Origin of the sequence: Ectopseudomonas toyotomiensis, assembly GCF_900115695.1 — a bacterium.
GTDB classification, from domain to species: domain Bacteria; phylum Pseudomonadota; class Gammaproteobacteria; order Pseudomonadales; family Pseudomonadaceae; genus Aquipseudomonas; species Aquipseudomonas toyotomiensis.
In genome coordinates this window covers 102,045-121,240 of record NZ_FOXK01000002.1, presented here as the reverse complement: position 1 = coordinate 121,240, position 19,196 = coordinate 102,045, and the positions used below count along the sequence as shown (strand labels likewise).

Below are 19,196 nucleotides of genomic sequence, written 5' to 3'. Positions count from 1 at the left end.
ACGCCTAGGCCCCCCTACGCAAACGAGGCCGCCAACCAACCGCGCACCTCGGCGTAGGGGTACTCCTCCAGTGCAGCGAAACCGGCCAGCTGGCGCGCCTTGAGCTTGGTTAACAGTGGCGTGGTCACGCCACAGAGAAAGCGCGTCAGGCACTCATGGCTCGGCCTGTCGCCGGCGTGCTGCAGGTGCTTTTCGACGAAGGCCGCGCACAGCGCCTGCGCATCACGAGCGCTCAACGGCGGCTGCTCTGGCGGTTGCGGCAGGGTAGCGACACGTCCCTGACATACCGAACAATGCCCACAACGCTCGGGCGCCTGCGCATCGCCAAAGTACAGCGCCAGACGGCGGCTCAGGCATTCGCGGCTCTCGAACAGGGCGAGCATGGCCTGGATGCGGGCGATTTCGCTGGCCTCATGGGCACGGAAATGCGCGTGCAGATCGGCCGCCAATGCTTCGACCTCGAAGCCGCCATCGAGCACGCCATAGACCTCGGTCATCTGCTTGCTTTCCAGCTCCAGCCAGCCCTTTTCCTGAAAGTAGTCCAGCGCCTTGACCACCCGTGCGCGCTCGGCGCCGTACTGTTGATACAGCGCGTCGAAGTCCAGCGTCGACCAGGTGCGCGCGCGCTTCGAGCAGGCCAGGATCGCCTCGACGAACTGGCGCCGCTCGCCCTCGAATTGCGCCAGCAAGGCCTCGTCGTCCAGCAGTAGCTTGAAGCGGTATTCGGCGAAGTAGGCATAACGCGGCGCGATGATGCCGCGCAATTCGAGCTGCACCAGCAGGGTCTTCAATGGCAGCGCGCGGATATTGCTCAGTTCCGACAGCTGATTGAGCATCAGCTCCCACTGCCCGCCCGTGCCGACCGCACGCAGGTCGTCGAGCACCGCACGAATGCCGGCAAGCTCAGGGGTATCGCCATAGACGAAGTTCTCCAGCACGCTGAGGCCATCGCGGCTGGCCAGCACCAGGCAGTCCGAGGCCTGGCCATCACGCCCGGCGCGACCGATTTCCTGGCTGTAGTTCTCCACCGACTTGGGCAGGTCAAAGTGCACCACGTTGCGGATGTCGCGCTTGTCGATGCCCATGCCGAAAGCGATGGTGGCGACGATGCATTCCAGCTCGCCGGCCATGAAGCGCCGCTGGATCGACTCGCGCACGTCATGGGCCATGCCAGCGTGGTAGGCGCTTACCGCCAGACCATCGCGCGCCAGGCGCTCGGCGACCTGCTCGGCGGTCTTCTGCTGGGTGACGTAAACGATGCTCGCCTGGCCTCGCCGCGGCGCCAGCCACTGCTGCAGGCGCTGCGCCTTGGAGCCACCGGGCACCGGCTCGACCAGCAGATTGAGGTTGGGCCGGTAGAAGCCGGTGGTGACCACGTCCGCTTCAAGGATGGCGAATTTCTCGCGCATGTCGGCGATCACTCTGGGCGTCGCCGTGGCGGTGAGCAGCAGCACCTGCTTGATGCCGAACTGGCGTTGATAGTCGGGCAGCTTGAGGTAATCAGGGCGGAAATTGTGGCCCCACTCGGAAATGCAGTGCGCCTCGTCGACCACCAATAGTGAGATCGGTACCTGAGCGATGAAATTACGGAAGCGCTCGTTCTTCAGGCGCTCCACCGAGATCATCAGAATCTTCAGCTCGCCGCTGCGTGCGCGGTTCATCACCTCGGCGGCCTGCTCGCGGCTCTGCGCCGAATCGATGCTGGCCGCGGCGATGCCATGGGCATGCAGGAAGGCCAGCTGATCCTGCATCAGCGCCAGTAGCGGCGAGATCACCAGGGTCAGATGCGGCAGGTGCAGCGCCGGTAGCTGGTAACACAAGGACTTGCCCGAGCCGGTGGGAAAGATCGCCGCCGCCGAGCGACCGGCGAGTACGGCGCTGATCACCGCTTCCTGACCGGGACGCAGCTGATCGAAACCGAAGACACGTTTGAGGGTAGACATGCGCTGTCACTCCATTGACCGCTGAATGGTCCCTGACCATAACGCGGTTAGGTAGGGTGCGTCATGCGCACCGCAAATAAACAAGGTGCGCATGGCGCACCCTACGGCCCGAGCTCCCGAAAACGACAAAGCCGCCCGAAGGCGGCTTTGTCAGAAAACGCAGGTCAGCTTAGAGCTGCGGGCCGGCGTTCTTGATCGCTTCGCTGACATCGAACTTCTGGAAGTTGTCGATGAACAGCTTGGCCAGGCCCTTGGCGGCTTCGTCGTAGGCATTCTTGTCTGCCCAGGTGTTGCGCGGGTTGAGCAGATTGGTTTCGACGCCCGGAACCGACTTCGGCACATCCAGGTTGATGATCGGCAGGTGCTCGGTCTCGGCACCGATCAGCGCACCGCTCTGGATGGCGGCAATCACACCACGGGTGGTGGGGATGTTGAAACGCTTGCCGACGCCGTAGCCACCGCCGGTCCAGCCGGTGTTGACCAGGTAGACCTTGGAGCCGAAGGCGTTGATGCGCTTGATCAGCAGCTCGGCGTAAACGCCGGCCGGACGCGGGAAGAACGGCGCACCGAAGCAGGTGGAGAAGGTCGACTTGATGCCGCCGCCCGAACCCATTTCGGTGGAACCGACCAGCGCGGTGTAACCGGACAGGAAGTGGTAGGCCGCCTGCTCGTTGTTGAGGATCGACACCGGCGGCAGTACGCCGGTCAGGTCGCAGGTCAGGAAGATCACGGCATTCGGTTCGCCGCCCAGGTTCTTCTCGCTACGCTTCTCGACGTACTCCAGCGGGTAGGCCGCGCGGCTGTTCTGGGTCAGGCTGTCGTCGGCGTAATCCGGGGTGCGGCTGTCGTCGAGCACGACGTTTTCCAGCACGGTGCCGAACTGGATGGCCTTCCAGATCACCGGCTCGTTCTTCTCGGACAGGTCGATGCATTTGGCGTAGCAACCGCCTTCGACGTTGAACACCACGCCCTCGCCCCAACCGTGCTCGTCGTCACCGATCAGGTAACGCGACTCGTCGGCGGACAGGGTGGTCTTGCCGGTGCCGGACAGACCGAAGAACAGGGTGACGTCGCCTTCTTCGCCAATGTTGGCGGCACAGTGCATCGGCAGCACGTCTTTTTCCGGCAGCAGGAAGTTCTGCACGGAGAACATGGCTTTCTTCATTTCACCGGCGTAACGCATGCCGGCGATCAAGACTTTCTTGGCGGCGAAGTTGATGATCACGCAGCCATCGGAGTTGGTGCCGTCACGCTCCGGCACGCACTCGAAGTTGGCAACGTTGAGGATCTGCCACTCGACCTTGCCGGCCGGGTTGTAGGCGCTCGGGTTGATGAACAGCTGACGGCCGAACAGGTTCTGCCAGGCGGTCGCGGTGGTCATCTTGACCGGCAGGTAGTGCTCTTCGGCAGAACCTACGTGAACGTGGGAGACGAAGTGCTCCTGGGCGTTGTTGAACGCCGCGACGCGATCCCACAGGGCGTCGAACTTGTCGGCCGGGAACGGACGGTTGATGGCGCCCCAGGCGATCTGCGCCTCGGTGCTCGGCTCCTGAACGATAAAGCGGTCTGCCGGCGAGCGGCCAGTGCGATGACCAGTACGTACGACCAGCGCGCCGTTGGCGGCCAGTTCCCCTTCACCACGGCGAATGGCTTCTTCGACCAGTTGCGCGGCGCTGATGTCGGTGTACACGGCGTTGTTGGCTTGCGTCATGAGGGTCCCCGTCGGCCGCTGGCCGAGTCTTCCGAACGTTGTGTAGTACAGGGGCAACTGCACTACACGGTAAAAAAGTCGCGGGAGTATGCCAGAAAAGCGAACTGCTTGGCAGCCTCCGATCTGATAGAGAACGGCTATCGTTCAGAAAAGTTCATCAATGTCGTGTATGCGACGGCGCCTCGCTGCCAGCGCCGGCGAACAGCTGGGCGACATCGGCAGCATCGAAAGCATAACGCTCGTTACAGAACTGGCAATCGATCACCACGCTGCCACCCTGCTCGGCCAGCAGCAGTTCGGCATCGGCCTGGCCGAGACTGGCCAGGGCGCTGGCAGAACGCTCACGCGAGCAGCTGCAGCGGAACTGCAGTGGCTGCTCGTCGAACAGACGCACGTTCTCTTCATGGTAGAGGCGATGCAGCAGTGTCGGATTGTCCAGACCGAGCAGCTCTTCGGCGCTCAGGGTGTCGGCCAGGGTCAGCACATGGTTCCAGCTTTCCTGGCGCGCCTCGGGCTCGATCTGGTGGTGCGGCGGCAACTGTTGCAGCAGCAGACCGCGAGCACGCTGGCCGTCGGCCTTGAGCCAGAAGCGGGTCGGCAGTTGCTCGGAGCTGGCGAAATAGTTGGACAGGCACTCGGCCAGGTCGACGCCTTCAAGGTCGACGATGCCCTGGTAGCGCTGGCCACGGGTCGGATCGATGGTGATGGCCAGCACGCCATTGGGCATCAGGTTCTGCAGGTCGGCATCGGCGCCGATCTGCTCGGCTTCGTAGCGGGCGATACCACGCAGCTCACGGGCGCTGGAGCATTCCACCATCAGCAGCGACAGCGGGCCTTCCGAACGCGCCTGCAGCACCAGCAGACCCTCGAACTTGAGGGTACCGACCAGCAGTGCGGCGGCGGCCATCATCTCGCCGAGCAGTTGCGCCACTGGCTGCGGGTAGGCGTGCTTGGCCAGTACATGAGCGTAACTTTCGCGCAACGCGACCATTTCGCCCCGCACGTCGGTGTCGTCGAAGAGAAAGCGTTGACTGAAGTCGTACATGGCGGCTGGCCCAGGGTCTGTAAAAGGCTGGCGATTTTATGCACAAACGCCATCACAACCAAGGCCCGACCGTCATGTGCGTCTGCTCACACGGCAAGAACCAGCCCCTGAACTGTGGCTGAACGACCGTACTGCTGGCCTTGTACTGCCGCCAGCACTGCCTATTATCCGCGCGCCCGGGTAGGGCCTGTCATAAATCTGCAAAGGGACTTTTCATGTCGAGCACGTTCATCAATCGCCATTGGCAGCCACGCGCCATGCTGGTCTGCCATGTCGCGGCCATCGTGCTGCTCGCCAGTTGGCTGTGGCAGCCCACTCGCGAGTTGTGGGACGCCTTCGACCTGAGGCTGTTCAAGCTGCTCAACGATCCGGTACATGCGGGTGGTCTGTGGGCACACGTCTGGGCCATCGGCAGCATGCGCCCAGTGGATGCGGGTGTCGGTGTGGTGATGCTGGCGGTGATGCTCAAAGCCGATCTGATTTTCACCGGTGCCCAGGTGCGTCGGGCCCTGTTCGCCTTTCTCGTTGCTCTGACGGTCATGCTGCTGATGCGCGTGCTGTTCGCCGATCTGGTCGAATACATGGGCTGGCAGCATGCCAGCCCGTCGCTGGTGGTAGAAGGCAGCGCACGTCTGACCGAGATGTTCCCGGCCTGGGAAGAGCGCTGGGACCTGAAGGACAGCGCCAGTCGCAGCTTCCCCGGTGACCACGCCTCGGTGCTACTGATCTGGGCCTACTTCATGACGTTCTTCGCCCGCAGCTGGCGCCTGCTGCTGGTCTGGGCGATTGCCGCGATCGGCATCCTGCCGCGCCTGGTGGCCGGTGCTCACTGGGGGGCGGATGCCTTCGTCGGCGGCGTATTCCTCAGCCTGCTGGCCCTGGCCTGGAGCTGCTACACCCCACTGGGTTATCGCGCCAGCGAATGGCTAGAGAAGATCACCCTGCCAATCACCTCGCGCCTGGCCAAGCTGCCGCTGCTGGGCCGCATGAGCATCGTCAGCGGGCGCTGAAGCGGGTAGCCCGGATTTCATCCGGGCTACCAACAACCCGACTCGCTCCTGCAGGCTTGCGCCTAATCCTCATCCGCCCAGGGGTGGCGCAGGCCACCTTCCTGCTGTTCGTTGAACTGATGAATCTGCCGGCGCTGCTTCTTGCTCGGCCGACCATCGGTCTGCATACCCACGGCGCCAGCCTTGCGCATCGCCGCAGCCTGCTCGCGGCGAGCGATACTTTCTTCCGTCTCGCGGTACAGCAGTTGCGCCTCGGGCGCGCCGCGGCGGACGCTGGATAGCGCCAACACAACCACGGTGCGCTCATCGAAACCGGTGCGCAGCACGTATTCGTCGCCGATCTTCGGTTCCTTGCCCGGCTTGCAGCGCTCGCCACGATGATGGACCTTGCCACCTTCTATAGCGGCCTTGCACAGGGCGCGCGTCTTGAAGAAGCGTGCCGCCCACAGCCATTTGTCCAGGCGGATCTTGTCGTCGTCTTTTTCGCTCATCTCACTCTCTGAAGGGTTCAGGTATTCGCACGCACGGCAGATGCAGTTGTCACACGACACAACTAGAATGCGCGGAATCATAGGCCTTGTCGGCCGCAGGGGACACTCTCACCTTGAAGACTTTCGACCAGCTCAGCGTGATCGGCCTGCGTGAGTGGATCAATCTGCCAGAGCTCGGCATCATCGGCCTGCGTGCCAAGATCGACACCGGCGCCAGCACCTCGAGCCTGCACGCCAGCGATATCCAGCCGTTCCAGAAGGACGGCGAGGACTGGGTGCGTTTCACCGCCTACCTCGGCACCCAGGTGCAACGCCGTCATCGCTGCGAGGCGCAGATGGTCTCGGTCAAACGCATCAAGAGCTCCAACGGCCAGGCGCAGAGCCGCTACGTGATCCGCACGCACCTGGCCCTCGGCGATCGCCTGTGGCCGGTGGAGTTCACCCTGGCCTGTCGCAAGACCATGCGTTATCGCGTACTACTCGGCTCCAAGGCGCTGATCACCGGCCAACTGGTGGTCAATCCGGCACTCAGCTATGTGCAGGACAAACCCTCACTCTCCTCGTCCCTTCCAGGTGCCCAATGAAGATCGCCGTGCTGTCGCGCAACCCGCGTCTGTATTCCACTCGCCGCCTGGTGGAGGCCGGTCAGCAGCGGGGCCATGAGATGCAGGTGATCGACACCTTGCGCGCCTACATGAACATCGCCAGCCACAAACCGCAGATCCATTATCGCGGCCAGGCGCTGGAGGGCTTCGATGCGGTGATTCCGCGCATCGGCGCTTCGGTGACCTTCTATGGCTGCGCGGTGTTGCGCCAGTTCGAGATGATGGGCGTCTACCCGCTCAACGAGTCGGTGGCCATCAGCCGCTCGCGCGACAAGCTGCGCGCTCTGCAACTGTTGTCGCGCAAGGGCATCGGCCTGCCGGTGACCGGCTTCGCCCACTCCCCGGACGACATTCCCGATCTGATCCAGATGGTTGGCGGTGCGCCACTGGTGATCAAGGTGCTGGAAGGCACCCAGGGCATGGGCGTGGTACTGGCCGAAACGCACAAGGCGGCCGAATCGGTGATCGAGGCCTTCCTCGGCCTCAAGCAGGACATCATGGTCCAGGAATACATCCAGGAAGCCGGCGGCGCCGACATTCGCTGCTTCGTGGTCGGTGACAAGGTGATCGCGGCAATGAAGCGCCAGGCCAAGGCCGGCGAGTTCCGCTCCAATCTGCATCGCGGCGGCAGCGCCAGCCTGATCAAGATCACCCCGGAAGAGCGCATGACCGCTGTGCGCGCTGCCCGCGTGATGGGCCTGAACGTCGCCGGGGTGGACATCCTGCGCTCCAACCACGGGCCACTGGTGATGGAGGTGAACTCCTCGCCCGGCCTGGAAGGCATCGAGACCACCACCGGCAAGGACGTCGCCGGGATGATCATCCAGTACCTGGAAAAGAACGCCGAACCCGGCCAGACCCGCACCAAGGGCCGCGGATGAGCCCAGTGTTCGACGGTCGCCTGGCGCTGATCGCGCCGGCCTCTGCCATCGCCGAAGACGTGCTCGAGGCAACGCTGGCGCAGCTCGACGTACTGGGCGTGCGCTACCACCTGGGCCGGCATGTACGCGCCCGCCATCGCTACCTGGCCGGCACGCCGGAGCAACGCCTGGCAGACCTGCACCAGGCCTTAACCCTGCCGGATATCAGCGCCGTCTGGTGTCTGCGTGGCGGCTATGGTTGCGCACAACTGGTGGCGGATATCGACTGGGCGCTGCTGCGCCAGGCCAGCCCGCGCCCGCTGATCGGCTTCTCCGATCTGTCGATTCTGCTCGAAGCCTTTGCGCAGCGGGGCCTGCCAGCCATTCATGGGCCGGTGGCCACCGCACTCGGCCATCAGATGCTATCGGCGCCCGCCGGCCAGCGCGAACGCCTGGCCTCGATGCAGGCGCTGTGGAACCTGCTCAAGGGCCAGCACCGGCAGTTGCCGCTAAGGCATATCAGCGGCCCGCTGCATGCCATCGAAGGCACCCTGCAGGGCGGCAACCTGACGGCCCTGGCCAGCGTCTGCGGTACCGATGCTGGGCTGCGCCTGACAGAGGATTCGATCCTGATTCTGGAGGACGTCGGCGAGCCCTACTACCGCCTGGAGCGCAGTCTCTGGCAACTGCTGCACAGCTTCGCCGGCAAGCGCCCGCGTGCGGTGTGCCTGGGCAGTTTCACCGACTGCCCACGGCGCGGCGTGCACCACAGCCTGGAGCAGATCATCGGCGAATACCTGGCGCCGCTGGGCATCCCGCTGTATGGCGACCTGCCGAGCGGGCATGGCGACAGCAACTATCCCTGGCCTTATGGCCAGCGGGCGCGCCTGGGCAGCGGCAGCCTGAGCTGGTAACCCGGCTCAGCGCTGACGAGCCTGTATCCAGGCAAGAAACTCCGCTTCGGTCATCGGCCGCCCGAACAGATAACCCTGGCCCAAGGCACAGCCCTGCTCACGCAGCAGCGCCAGCTGGCTGTCGTGTTCGATACCTTCGGCCACGCACTCCAGGCCCAGGTTGCGCGCGATCATCAGGATGGTCTGCACCAGCATGCGCCCACTCGCTTCGCCGTCGAGATCGGCGACGAAGCTGCGGTCGATCTTCAGCCGGTCCAGCGGCAGACGTTTGAGGTAAGTGAGCGACGAGTAGCCGGTACCGAAGTCGTCGATGGCGAAGCGCACGCCCCGCGCCTTGAGTTGCTGCATGTTGCCGATGCAGCGCTCGACATCTTCGAGCAGCACGCCCTCGGTGATTTCCAGCTCCAGGGACTGGGCCGGCACGGCGTGATCACGCAGGCACTGCTCGACACGCTCCACGCAGCCAGCCTGACGCAGTTCACGCGGGCTGAGATTGACCGCCAGCACCAGTTGCGGCCATTGCCCCTGCCATCGCGCCAGCGCCGCACAGGCCTGCTCCAGCACCCACTGGCCAATGTCCTGGATCAGCCCGGTTTCCTCGGCCAGTGGGATGAACTGGTCCGGACCGATCTCACCACGCTCGGGGTGCATCCAGCGCAGCAACACCTCGGCGCCCGCCACGCTGTTGTCAGCCAGCATCAGTTGCGGCTGGAACACCAGCTGCAGTTGCTGACGCGCGATGGCCTGACGCAGCTCGCTCTGCAACTGCAGCCGTTGGTCGATGGCAACCTGCATCTCCGGGGCGAAGAAATGTAGGGCGTTGCGCCCGGCATGCTTGGCCCGGTACATGGCGGTATCGGCCTGCTTGAGAATGTCCGAGGCCTGTTGCAGGCCCAACGGGTGCAGGGCGATGCCGATACTGGCACTGATCGCCAGCTCATGACCGTCGATCAGGCAACTGCCATGCAGGCCGCGCAGCAATTTCTCACCCACTGCTGCGGCCTGCTCGGCAACCGCTTGCGGCTCATGGCCCAGAGCTTCGAGCAGCACCACGAACTCGTCACCGCCGAGACGCGCCAGGGTGTCTTCAGTGCGCAGCTCACGAGCCAGGCGTGTGGTCACCTCGACCAGCAGGGCGTCGCCAACCAAATGGCCCAGGCTGTCGTTGACCGTCTTGAAATGATCCAGATCGATGAACAGCAGCGCGCCCAGGCTGCCCTCGCGATTCTCCCGGTCCATGGCGTGCTGCAGACGATCGAGCAACAGGCGGCGATTGGGCAGGCCGGTCAGTTCGTCGCTGTAGGCCAGGCGCTCGATCTCGCGCTGGTAGCGCTGACGTTCGGAGATATCGGTGACGCTGGCGCGAATCAGCAGACTCTCCCCCGGCATGCGCACCAGGCGCACCTCGCAGGGCAGCTGGCGACCTCCACTGTCGCGATGGTTCCATTCGAATACCGGCGCTTCACCGGCAATGGCGCGGCGCAGGAAGGCCTTGCCGGCGCGGGAGGACGAGCGACCATCGGCCTGGCGCAGCGGGCTGATGCTTTGAATCGAGCGACCGAGCAGCTCATCGCGGCGATAACGAAACAGACGCAGGGCGTTCTCATTGCACTCGACGATGCCGCCTTCGGGGTCGAACAGCAAGATCGCCTCGGGCGCGTGCTCGACCAGTGTTCGGTAGCGCGCCTCGGCCTCACGCCGCGCACTGATGTCCTCGACCAGCAGCAGGAACAGCGTCTGCCGGCCACCACCGCCGCGCACGGCGCGCAGGCTGACACGGGTGAAGACCACCAAGCCATCGGCACGCAGAAAGCGCTTGTCCATCTCGAAGCCATCGCTGCTACCCAGCAGCACCTGCTCCACATGGGCCTGCTCGATCGGCAGATCGTCCGGGTGCGACAGCTGCTGCCAACTGCAGGCGAGCAATGCGTCTCGACTGCGGCCGAGGATGCTGCACAGCTTCTGGTTGACCTCCTCCCAGCCAAAGCTCTGGGTGGTCAGTGCCATGCCGATCAGCGGCGCCTCGAAGAACAGGCGCAGCCGCTCGTCACGCTCGCGCAGTTGCGACTCGGTGCGTTTGCGCTCGCTGATGTCCTGCACCACGCCATAGATGCGCACCAGGCTACCGTCCTGATTGCGCTCGGCCATGCCACGCAGGCGCACCAGGCGTCCGCCCAGACGCGCGGCCAGGCGCACCTCGATATCCAGATCATCCATCCCGCTCAAGGCTGCCTGCAGGGTCTGCATGATCAGCGTCTGGCTCGGCGTGTCGAAGTAATGCAGCGCCTGCTCGAGATTCGGTGGCCCAAGATGAATGTCGCGTTCGACGATGCGGTAGCAGCCATCGCTCCAGAACATGCCGTAGTCGCTGATCTCCAGCACCCAGCCACCCAGGTTGGCGATGTCTTCGGTCTGGCTGAACAGATGGCTCTGACGCAGTAATTGCGCACGCTGCAGCTCGACCTTGGCCGCCAGCTCGACACGCTCGGTGACATCATGCTGCAGCCCGACAAAATGGCTGATGCCCTCCCCGTCGCGCATTGGCGCCAACACCACCTCGTTCCAGAACGGCCTACCGTCCTTGCGATAGTTGCGCACCACCGCGTGGCCGCTGCGCCCCTCTCGCAGGGCTCGGCGCAACTGCTGCAACTCCAGTTGGGCGCGATCCTGGCCGAGCAGGAAGCGACAGTTACGCCCCAGCACCTCCTCGGCGCTGTAGCCGGTTATCTGGCTGAATGCGGCATTGCAGTAGACCAATGGCATGTCTTGCTGGCGCGCATCGGCGATGGTCACACCCAGCGGGCTGGCCTCCATCGCCAGGTTGGCGCGAGCCAGCTGCTGCTGAATCTGCGCACTGCGTGACAGCGCCTGGCGCAGATCGCTAAGCGCACGCCCCACCAGCAAGGTGGCGCCCATCAGCAGCATGACGGCGAAGTGCAGTTGGCTACGCTGCAGATCCAGCTCGCCAAAGCTCAGGCTGCCGCGCAGCAGCGGTAGCGGCAGAGTCGCGGCGTACACCAGCAGCACGCCATACAGAGCACCGGCAAAGGCGTGTCGTAGCGCCAGGACCAACATGCTCAGACCAAGCAGCGGCAGGGCGAACTGAGCTGGCAGGCTGGCGCTGAGCAGCATCAGTACCAGAAATACACCTGTCGCCAACAACCAACCACCTGGCGAGCGACTGATGTTCAACGTCGGCGCGCTATCTGCCAGCGGCTCGCGGGTCCAACCGCGCGCCCGCAGCAGCGGGGTACCGTACGCCAGCAAAGGCGCCGTCAGAGCGAGCATATTGATGGTGTCGCCCAGCCAGATCGCCAGGCTGGCCTGCGCCCACTGCTCGCTGACCTGGAAACCGGTCAGCCAGAGGTTGCTTTGCAAGCCGAGCGCCACCAGGGCGCTCGGCATCAACACAGCGAAGGCAAGGAATCGGAGCAGATCACTCAAGCGTCCCAGGGCAGGATCGAAAGGCTGACGCCGCAACAGCCACCAGCCCAGGGCAACGGCGGCGGTTTCCGGCAGGGCATAGAGCGGCGCCCACGCCCAGGGCAGGCCCCACAGCGGCACACTGACCAGGGCATTGAGATACAACGCAGGCAGCACCCGCGGTCCCCACCACAGGCACAGGGCAAGGCCGAGCACCAAGGGCAGGTAACACAACGCCACCCCGTCACTCAGACGGGTCGCCAGGGAAATCCAGGTTGCCAGATGGAAAATCGGCAGCGGCAGCCACCAGGTCCAGTTGGGCAAGCGGTCGGGGAAGGCGGCGGGCATGCAGGCCTCGAATTGATGCGCTGGCACAGCATAGCCCAGCGCCAGAGCGCTTGGCAGCATATTGCCAGCACCCAGACCGCCGCCAGGACGGTCGGTCGTCAGCTACACCGCGTCGCGCGGCAACAGCAGGCCGAGCGGCAGGCGCACCCGTGCCTCAAGACCGCCACCGCTGCGATTGCGCAGCTCGACACTGCCACCATGCAGCGCCGCGATGCGCTTGACGATGGCCAGGCCGAGGCCGGTGCCACGCCCGCCACGCGCCCGATCCCCACGAATGAAGGGGTTGAAAATGCTGTCCAGCTCGGCCGGATCGATACCGTTGCCACGGTCCAGCACGCTCAGCACCACATAAGGCGCGTTGTGGTCGCCGGCCAGGCTGGCGACCACCTCGACGGCATCACCACCGCCGTGATTGAGGGCGTTCTCCACCAGATTGGTCAGCAGACGCTTGGTCGAGACGCGGCGCAGCGGGAAAGGCGGGATCGGCTCAAGACACAGCCGCACGCGCTCGCCGTTCTGGTTGTAGGGGGCCAGGGTTTCGCGCACCAGTTCGGAGAAGTCCAGCTCCTCCACCGGCTCGTCGCGCCCGTCACGGATGAAGGCGAGGAACTGATCGAGGATGGCGTCCATGTCCTCGATATCGCGCACCATGTCGTCGGTCAGCTCGGTGTCGCTATCCATGAACTCCAGGGCCAGCCGCAGGCGAGTCAGCGGCGTGCGCAGATCATGAGAAACACCGGCCAGCATCAGTTCGCGTTCGCGCCCGGCCTGTTCGACGTCCTCGGCCATCTGGTTGAAAGCGCGGTACACCTCGGTCATCTCGCTTGGCGTATCACCCACCGGCAGGCGCACGCTGCGCCCCTGGCCTAGCTGGCGAGCGGCATAGACCAGGCGCTTGAGCGGCGCATTGAGCTGGCGCACGAAGATCCAGGCGGCAGCCGTGGACAGCAGGCCGATACCCAGGAACCAGCCGAGCACGCTCCAGATACGCTGGCCGCGCAGCGGATGCGGATACATCGGTACCCGCACCCAGCCATCGCCGAGACTCGGCGCCCGCACCCACAGCGCTGGCGGCGTGGTCGCGCGCACGCGGGTTTCGGTATCGGGGCCGAGCTCGGTTTGCATCTGCCGCTGGAAGATCTCGCTGTAGGGCCAGTGCTGCTCACTGGCCGGCACCTTGTCCCGCGGGATGCGCTTGAGCCCGGCGGCCTGGGCGATATGGTCGCGATCATCGGGATTGGCTGCCCAGTAGGCGCGCAGGGTCAGCGCCGCACCGTGGCTGTACTGGCGGTCGACCAGCACGTCCTCGTTCATCATCAGATACACCAGGGTCAGCGCCTTGGAGAACAGCACGACAACGAGCACCAGCCAGAGGGTGCGGGCGAAGAAGCTTTGCGGGAACCAGACGGGAGCCTTCACACGCGCATCACTTGTTGCCGTCGGGAACGAACACGTAGCCCACACCCCAGACAGTCTGGATATAGCGCGGCTTGGACGGGTCCGGCTCGATCAGGCGGCGCAGGCGGCTGATCTGCACATCGATGGAGCGCTCCAGCGCATCCCACTCGCGGCCACGGGCCAGGTTCATCAGCTTGTCGCGAGTCAGCGGCTCGCGCGCATGTTGCACCAGCGCCTTGAGCACGGCGAACTCGCCGGTGGTGAGCATGTGCACCTGCTCACCCTTCTTCAGCTCGCGAGTGGCCAGGGAAAGTTCGTATTCGCCGAAGCTGACGCTCTCGTCTTCGCTGCCCGGCGCACCCGGCACCACCGGTGCCTGACGACGCAGCACCGCCTTGATCCGCGCCAGCAGCTCGCGCGGGTTGAAGGGTTTGGCCAGGTAGTCGTCAGCACCCAGCTCCAGGCCCTGGATACGACTGGACTCATCGCCCTTGGCGGTGAGCATGATGATCGGCATCTGGTTGCCGGCTTCACGCAAGCGGCGGCAAGCAGAGAGACCGTCTTCGCCCGGCAACATCAGGTCCAGCACCACCAGATTGAACAGTTCGCGCGCCAGCAGACGATCCATCTGCTCGACGTTTTCCACTGCGCGAACCCGGTAGCCCTGCTCATCGAAGAAGCGCTCGAGCAAGCGGCGCAGACGGGCGTCGTCATCGACGATGAGGATCTTCTCGCCTTCGGCGACAGGGGCAGCGGACTGGGTCATGGCGTCTCCTTGGACAGCCGTACTGAGGACGGCAAGTGGCGGCATTATCGCTCAGGCGCATGGGTGGGCGCTTTAGCCATTGTTAGCAGATTTTTCCCCAACGGTTCGCAGCTCTCGCGAATGCGGTGTTTATAATGCGCCGCTTTCGTGTCTGGCCAGCATCTTTGCGGCCGCCCTGTCGCTTCAGTGGGTAGTTTTTATATGGACAGCATCAACAACCGCATCGCCGATGAACTGGGCGTGCGCCCGCAACAGGTTGCCGCCGCCGTGGCCCTGCTCGATGAAGGCTCCACCGTGCCCTTCATCGCCCGTTACCGTAAAGAAGTGACCGGTAGCCTCGACGACACCCAGCTGCGCCACCTGGAAGAGCGCCTGCGCTACCTGCGCGAACTGGACGAGCGTCGCGTGGCAATCCTCGCCAGCATCGAGGAACAGGGCAAGCTGACGCCCGAGCTCAAGCGCGAGATCGACCTCGCCGACACCAAGACCCGTCTCGAAGACCTGTACCTGCCGTACAAGCAGAAGCGCCGCACCAAAGGCCAGATCGCCCTGGAAGCGGGTCTTGGCGAGCTGGCCGATGCGCTGTTCAACGATCCGAGCCTGACTCCGGAGCCGGAAGCCGAGCGCTTCATCGACGCCGAGAAGGGCTTCGCGGATGTGAAGGCCGTGCTCGAAGGTGCCAAGTACATCCTCATGGAGCGCTTCGCCGAAGACGCTGCGCTGCTCGACAAGCTGCGCAGCTTCCTCAAGGACAACGCCACCCTCAGCGCTCGCCTGGTGCCAGGCAAGGAAAACGAAGGCGCCAAGTTCAGCGATTACTTCGAGCACGACGAAGCGCTCAAGGGCGTGCCGTCGCACCGTGCGCTGGCGATCTTCCGTGGTCGCAACGAAGGTATTCTCAGCGCCAGCCTCAAGGTCGGCGAAGAACTGCCCGGCACCATGCATCCGTGCGAGTTGATGATCGGCGAGCGCTTCGGCATCAGCGCACAAGGCCGTGCCGCCGACAAATGGCTGGCCGAGGTGGTGCGCTGGACCTGGAAGGTCAAGCTGTACAACCACCTGGAAACCGACCTGCTCGGCGAGCTGCGCGAAAAGGCCGAGGACGAGGCGATTGCCGTGTTCGCCCGCAACCTGCATGACCTGCTGCTGGCCGCACCGGCCGGCCCCCGCGCCACCCTGGCGCTCGACCCGGGCCTGCGCACCGGCTGCAAGGTGGCCGTGGTCGATGCCACCGGTAAGGTGCTGGAAACCGCCACCGTCTACCCGCACGCGCCGCGCAACGACTGGGACGGCACCCTGGCCATCCTCGCCAAGCTGTGCGCCAAGCATGGCGTCGACCTGATCTCCATCGGCAACGGCACCGCCAGCCGTGAGACCGACAAGCTGGCCGCCGAGCTGATCAAGAAAGTACCGGGCCTGAAACTGACCAAGGTGATGGTCTCCGAGGCCGGTGCCTCGGTGTACTCGGCGTCGGAGCTGGCCGCCCGTGAATTCCCCGATCTCGACGTGTCCCTGCGCGGCGCAGTAAGCATCGCCCGTCGCCTGCAGGACCCGCTGGCCGAACTGGTGAAGATCGACCCGAAATCCATCGGCGTCGGCCAGTACCAGCACGACGTGTCGCAGCTCAAGTTGGCGCGCAGCCTGGACGCCGTGGTCGAGGACTGCGTGAACGCCGTCGGCGTGGACGTCAACACCGCCTCTGCCGCCCTGCTGGCACGCATCTCCGGCCTCAACGCCACCCTGGCGCAGAACATCGTGCAGTACCGCGACGCCAACGGCGCCTTCGCCTCGCGCGCCGAACTGAAGAAGGTGCCGCGCCTGGGCGACAAGACCTTCGAACAGGCTGCTGGCTTCCTCCGCGTGATGAGCGGCGACAACCCGCTGGACGCCTCCGCGGTGCACCCGGAAACCTACCCGCTGGTCGAGCGCATCGCCCAGGACACCGGCCGCGACATTCGCTCGCTGATCGGCGATTCGAGCTTCCTCAAGCGCCTCGATCCGGCCAAGTTCACCGATGAGCGCTTCGGCCTGGTCACCGTCGGCGACATTCTCAAGGAACTGGACAAGCCCGGCCGCGACCCGCGTCCGGAGTTCAAGACCGCCGAGTTCCAGGAAGGCGTGGAAACCCTCAATGACCTCAAGCTGGGCATGGTGCTCGAAGGCGTGGTGACCAATGTCACCAACTTCGGCGCCTTCGTCGATATCGGCGTGCACCAGGACGGTCTGGTGCACATCAGCGCATTGTCGGAGAAGTTCATCAAGGACCCGCACGAGGCGGTCAAGGCCGGCGACGTGGTCAAGGTCAAGGTGATGGAGGTGGACATCCCGCGTAACCGTATCGCCCTGTCCATGCGCATGGGCGACACCCCCGGCGAGAAAGTCGAGGGCGCGCGTGGCGGCCAGTCGCGCGGTGGCAACCGCGGCGGCAATACCCCACGCAGCGAACGCCATTCCAGCCAGGACAAACCGGCACCTGCCACCGGCGGCATGGCCGCCCTGTTCGCCAACGCCAAGCAGTTGAAGAAATGAGCACGACTGACAACGTGGGCGCCAGCAGCGCCTTTTCCCGCCTGCTCGGCCTGGAGATTCTCCAGGTCGGCGGCGGCGAGGCGCGCGTGCGCCTGACTCTCACCGACGAGCTGCGCAACCTGCACGGCAAGCTGCACGGTGGCGCGCTGTTCTCGCTGATCGACACCGCCATGGGTCAGGCCAGCCATAGCCTGGGCGATGGCGGCCCGAGCAGCGTGACCCTGGAGTGCAAGATCAACTACATCCGCCCGGTATCCGAGGGCAACGTGCTGTGCCACGCCAAGGTGCTGCACGCCGGTCGCCGCACTCAGGTGGTGGAAGCCGAAGTGCTGCAGGGCGACAAGCTGGTCGCCAAGGCGCAAGGCACCTTCGCCTGCGTGTAATCGCCCACGCTCGGCCTGGTCTAATCTGGCAAACCGTTCGCCCCTTGCAGAGTGCAGGGGCGATCCCCATATTGTGGCGACTGCCCAGTTAGGAATTGCATCTTGAGCGATCTTCTCTCCCGCCGCCTGGCTCAGCTCGGCGAGCCGGCCAACCTGTCCCTGCTGGGTGAGTGTCTGCACGGCATCGAGCGCGAATGCCTACGCGTCGACCGCGATGGCCAACTGGCCCTGACCCCGCACCCGCAGGCCCTGGGCTCGGCGCTGACCCATGCGCAGATCACCACCGACTATTCCGAGTCGCTGCTGGAGTTCATCACCGGCACCGCCAATGATCCAGCCGCCACCCTCGCCGAACTGGACAGCATCCACCGCTTCGCCTACGAAAAGCTCGATGGCGAACTGCTGTGGAGCCCGTCGATGCCCTGCGCCCTGCCGGACGAGGAGACCATTCCCATCGCCCGCTACGGCAGCTCCAACATTGGCCGCCTCAAGTACGTGTATCGCAAGGGCCTGGCGCTGCGTTACGGCAAGACCATGCAGTGCATCGCCGGCATCCATTACAACTTCTCCCTGCCCGAGAGGCTGTGGCAGCTGCAACAGCACAGCGAAGGCAGCGAGCAGAGTGCGCGTGACTATCAGTCGGCGCGCTATATCGCGCTGATCCGCAACTTCCGTCGCTACAGCTGGCTGCTGATGTACCTGTTCGGTGCCTCGCCGGCGCTGGACAAGGGCTTCATGCGTGGCCGTCCGCACCACCTTCAGGAACTGGACGCCAGCACCCTGTACCTGCCCTACGCCACCAGCCTGCGCATGAGCGACCTGGGCTACCAGAGCAGCGCGCAGTCCGGCCTGACCCCCTGCTACAACGACCTGGCCAGCTACACCGACAGCCTGCGCCTGGCAGTCGGCACGCCCTACCCGGCCTATGTCGAAGCCGGCATCAAGCGCGGCGACGAGTGGCTGCAGCTGAATACCAACATCCTGCAGATCGAGAACGAGTACTACTCGAGCATCCGCCCGAAACGCGTCACCTACAGCGGCGAGCGCCCTATCCAGGCGCTGATGAGCCGCGGCGTGCAGTACGTGGAAGTGCGCTGCCTGGACATCAACCCCTTCTTGCCGCTGGGCATCGATGTGGCGCAGGCGCGCTTCATCGACGCCTTCCTGCTGTTCTGTGCACTGGAGGACAGCCCTCTGCTGGAAAACGGCGAGTGCAGTAGCTGCACCAGCAACTTCCTCAAGGTGGTCAAGGAGGGGCGTCGTCCCGGGCTGCACCTGCACAGAGGCAAGCAGCAGGTGGAACTCAAGGTCTGGGCCAGCGAACTGCTCGAACGCATCCTGCCGCTGGCCGAACTGCTCGATCGCAGCCAGGGCAGCAGCGTGCATATCGAGGCGTTGGCGCAACAGCAAGCCAAGGTCGCGGATGTGGAAATGACGCCATCAGCCCAGGTACTGGCGATTCTGCGTCAGGGCAAGAGCTTCACCGAGTTCGCCCTGCAGCAGAGCCTGCGCCACGCCGAATACTTCCGCGGGCAACCGCTCAGCACGCAGCAGCAGCAAGCCTTCGAACAGGCCGCCCACGACTCGCTGGCCGCGCAGGCAGAGCTTGAAGCGCAGCCCAAGGGTGATTTCGATGCTTTCGTCGCGGCCTACCAGGCGAGCATTCTGGCTTTGGCCGTGTAAGGCGGCGAAGCGTCGACTGCGTCACAAAGCCAACCAGCGGAGCAAAAGCCAGGATGGGCGGCCACTCCCTTGGCCGCCCGGCCAGCT

The 19,196-nt window shown here is 64.6% G+C and carries 14 protein-coding genes; 7 read left to right on the top strand and 7 right to left on the bottom strand.

Annotated features, from left to right (window positions below; translation table 11 throughout):
* Nucleotides 1-14: 14 nt before the first annotated feature.
* The 3 genes from BM186_RS03795 to hslO form a co-directional block, all read right to left on the bottom strand.
* Entirely contained in the window at nt 15-1,943 is a 1,929-nt protein-coding gene (locus tag BM186_RS03795) for a RecQ family ATP-dependent DNA helicase (protein WP_074913583.1), read from the bottom strand.
* Between the two features lie 169 nt (nt 1,944-2,112).
* Nucleotides 2,113-3,654, bottom strand: a complete 1,542-nt coding sequence (locus BM186_RS03790) for a phosphoenolpyruvate carboxykinase (RefSeq protein WP_074913582.1) — start codon at nt 3,652-3,654, stop codon at nt 2,113-2,115.
* 157 nt (nt 3,655-3,811) lie between these two features.
* Nucleotides 3,812-4,699, bottom strand: coding sequence for an Hsp33 family molecular chaperone HslO (hslO, locus tag BM186_RS03785; protein WP_074913581.1), 888 nt, complete (start codon nt 4,697-4,699; stop codon nt 3,812-3,814).
* Between the two features lie 215 nt (nt 4,700-4,914).
* Here hslO and BM186_RS03780 point away from each other — a divergent pair, with 215 nt between their 5' ends.
* The gene (locus BM186_RS03780) at nt 4,915-5,709 is read left to right on the top strand and encodes a phosphatase PAP2 family protein (protein ID WP_074913580.1); all 795 of its coding nucleotides are present in this window, start codon (nt 4,915-4,917) and stop codon (nt 5,707-5,709) included.
* A gap of 62 nt (nt 5,710-5,771) precedes the next feature.
* Here BM186_RS03780 and BM186_RS03775 read toward each other — a convergent pair whose 3' ends face one another.
* Complete coding sequence (locus tag BM186_RS03775; RefSeq protein WP_017678397.1) at nt 5,772-6,200, bottom strand: RNA-binding S4 domain-containing protein; 429 nt, start codon at nt 6,198-6,200, stop codon at nt 5,772-5,774.
* A 113-nt stretch (nt 6,201-6,313) separates the two neighbouring features.
* On the opposite strand from BM186_RS03775, the gene rimB reads away from it, so the two are divergent.
* Genes rimB through BM186_RS03760 form a run of 3 tightly spaced genes read left to right on the top strand, consistent with a single transcriptional unit; the run spans nt 6,314 to nt 8,579 of the window.
* Nucleotides 6,314-6,784 carry a retropepsin-like aspartic endopeptidase RimB gene (gene rimB / locus BM186_RS03770; protein ID WP_017678396.1) on the top strand — a complete coding sequence of 157 codons (471 nt, stop codon included), beginning with the start codon at nt 6,314-6,316 and terminating at the stop codon, nt 6,782-6,784.
* Nucleotides 6,781-7,686 carry a 30S ribosomal protein S6--L-glutamate ligase gene (gene rimK / locus BM186_RS03765; RefSeq protein ID WP_072423486.1) on the top strand — a complete coding sequence of 302 codons (906 nt, stop codon included), beginning with the start codon at nt 6,781-6,783 and terminating at the stop codon, nt 7,684-7,686. Before rimB ends, rimK begins: the two co-directional genes overlap by 4 nt.
* Nucleotides 7,683-8,579: a S66 peptidase family protein gene (locus BM186_RS03760; protein ID WP_074913579.1), complete on the top strand. Its 897-nt coding sequence runs from the start codon at nt 7,683-7,685 to the stop codon at nt 8,577-8,579. The genes rimK and BM186_RS03760 overlap by 4 nt, the downstream gene beginning before the upstream one ends.
* A 6-nt stretch (nt 8,580-8,585) precedes the next feature.
* Here the strand turns inward: BM186_RS03760 and BM186_RS03755 are convergent, their stop codons facing one another.
* The 3 genes from BM186_RS03755 to ompR are packed head-to-tail and all read right to left on the bottom strand — an operon-like array spanning nt 8,586 to nt 14,514.
* A complete protein-coding gene (locus BM186_RS03755; protein WP_241519873.1) occupies nt 8,586-12,410 on the bottom strand; it encodes a bifunctional diguanylate cyclase/phosphodiesterase in 3,825 nt (1,274 codons plus the stop codon).
* 42 nt (nt 12,411-12,452) lie between these two features.
* Nucleotides 12,453-13,769 carry an ATP-binding protein gene (locus BM186_RS03750; protein WP_074913578.1) on the bottom strand — a complete coding sequence of 439 codons (1,317 nt, stop codon included), beginning with the start codon at nt 13,767-13,769 and terminating at the stop codon, nt 12,453-12,455.
* A gap of 7 nt (nt 13,770-13,776) precedes the next feature.
* A complete protein-coding gene (gene ompR / locus BM186_RS03745; protein WP_021487699.1) occupies nt 13,777-14,514 on the bottom strand; it encodes an osmolarity response regulator transcription factor OmpR in 738 nt (245 codons plus the stop codon).
* Between the two features lie 201 nt (nt 14,515-14,715).
* On the opposite strand from ompR, the gene BM186_RS03740 reads away from it, so the two are divergent.
* The 3 genes from BM186_RS03740 to gshA all read left to right on the top strand — a co-directional run bounded on the left by BM186_RS03740 (nt 14,716) and on the right by gshA (nt 19,109).
* Nucleotides 14,716-17,043 (top strand): Tex family protein, encoded by a 2,328-nt coding sequence (locus BM186_RS03740; protein WP_074913577.1) that lies wholly within the window; start codon nt 14,716-14,718, stop codon nt 17,041-17,043.
* On the top strand, nt 17,040-17,426 hold the full coding sequence (locus BM186_RS03735) for a PaaI family thioesterase (RefSeq protein WP_072423490.1): 387 nt from the start codon (nt 17,040-17,042) through the stop codon (nt 17,424-17,426). Before BM186_RS03740 ends, BM186_RS03735 begins: the two co-directional genes overlap by 4 nt.
* Before the next feature lie 102 nt (nt 17,427-17,528).
* On the top strand, nt 17,529-19,109 hold the full coding sequence (gene gshA / locus BM186_RS03730) for a glutamate--cysteine ligase (protein WP_072423491.1): 1,581 nt from the start codon (nt 17,529-17,531) through the stop codon (nt 19,107-19,109).
* Nucleotides 19,110-19,196: the final 87 nt, after the last annotated feature.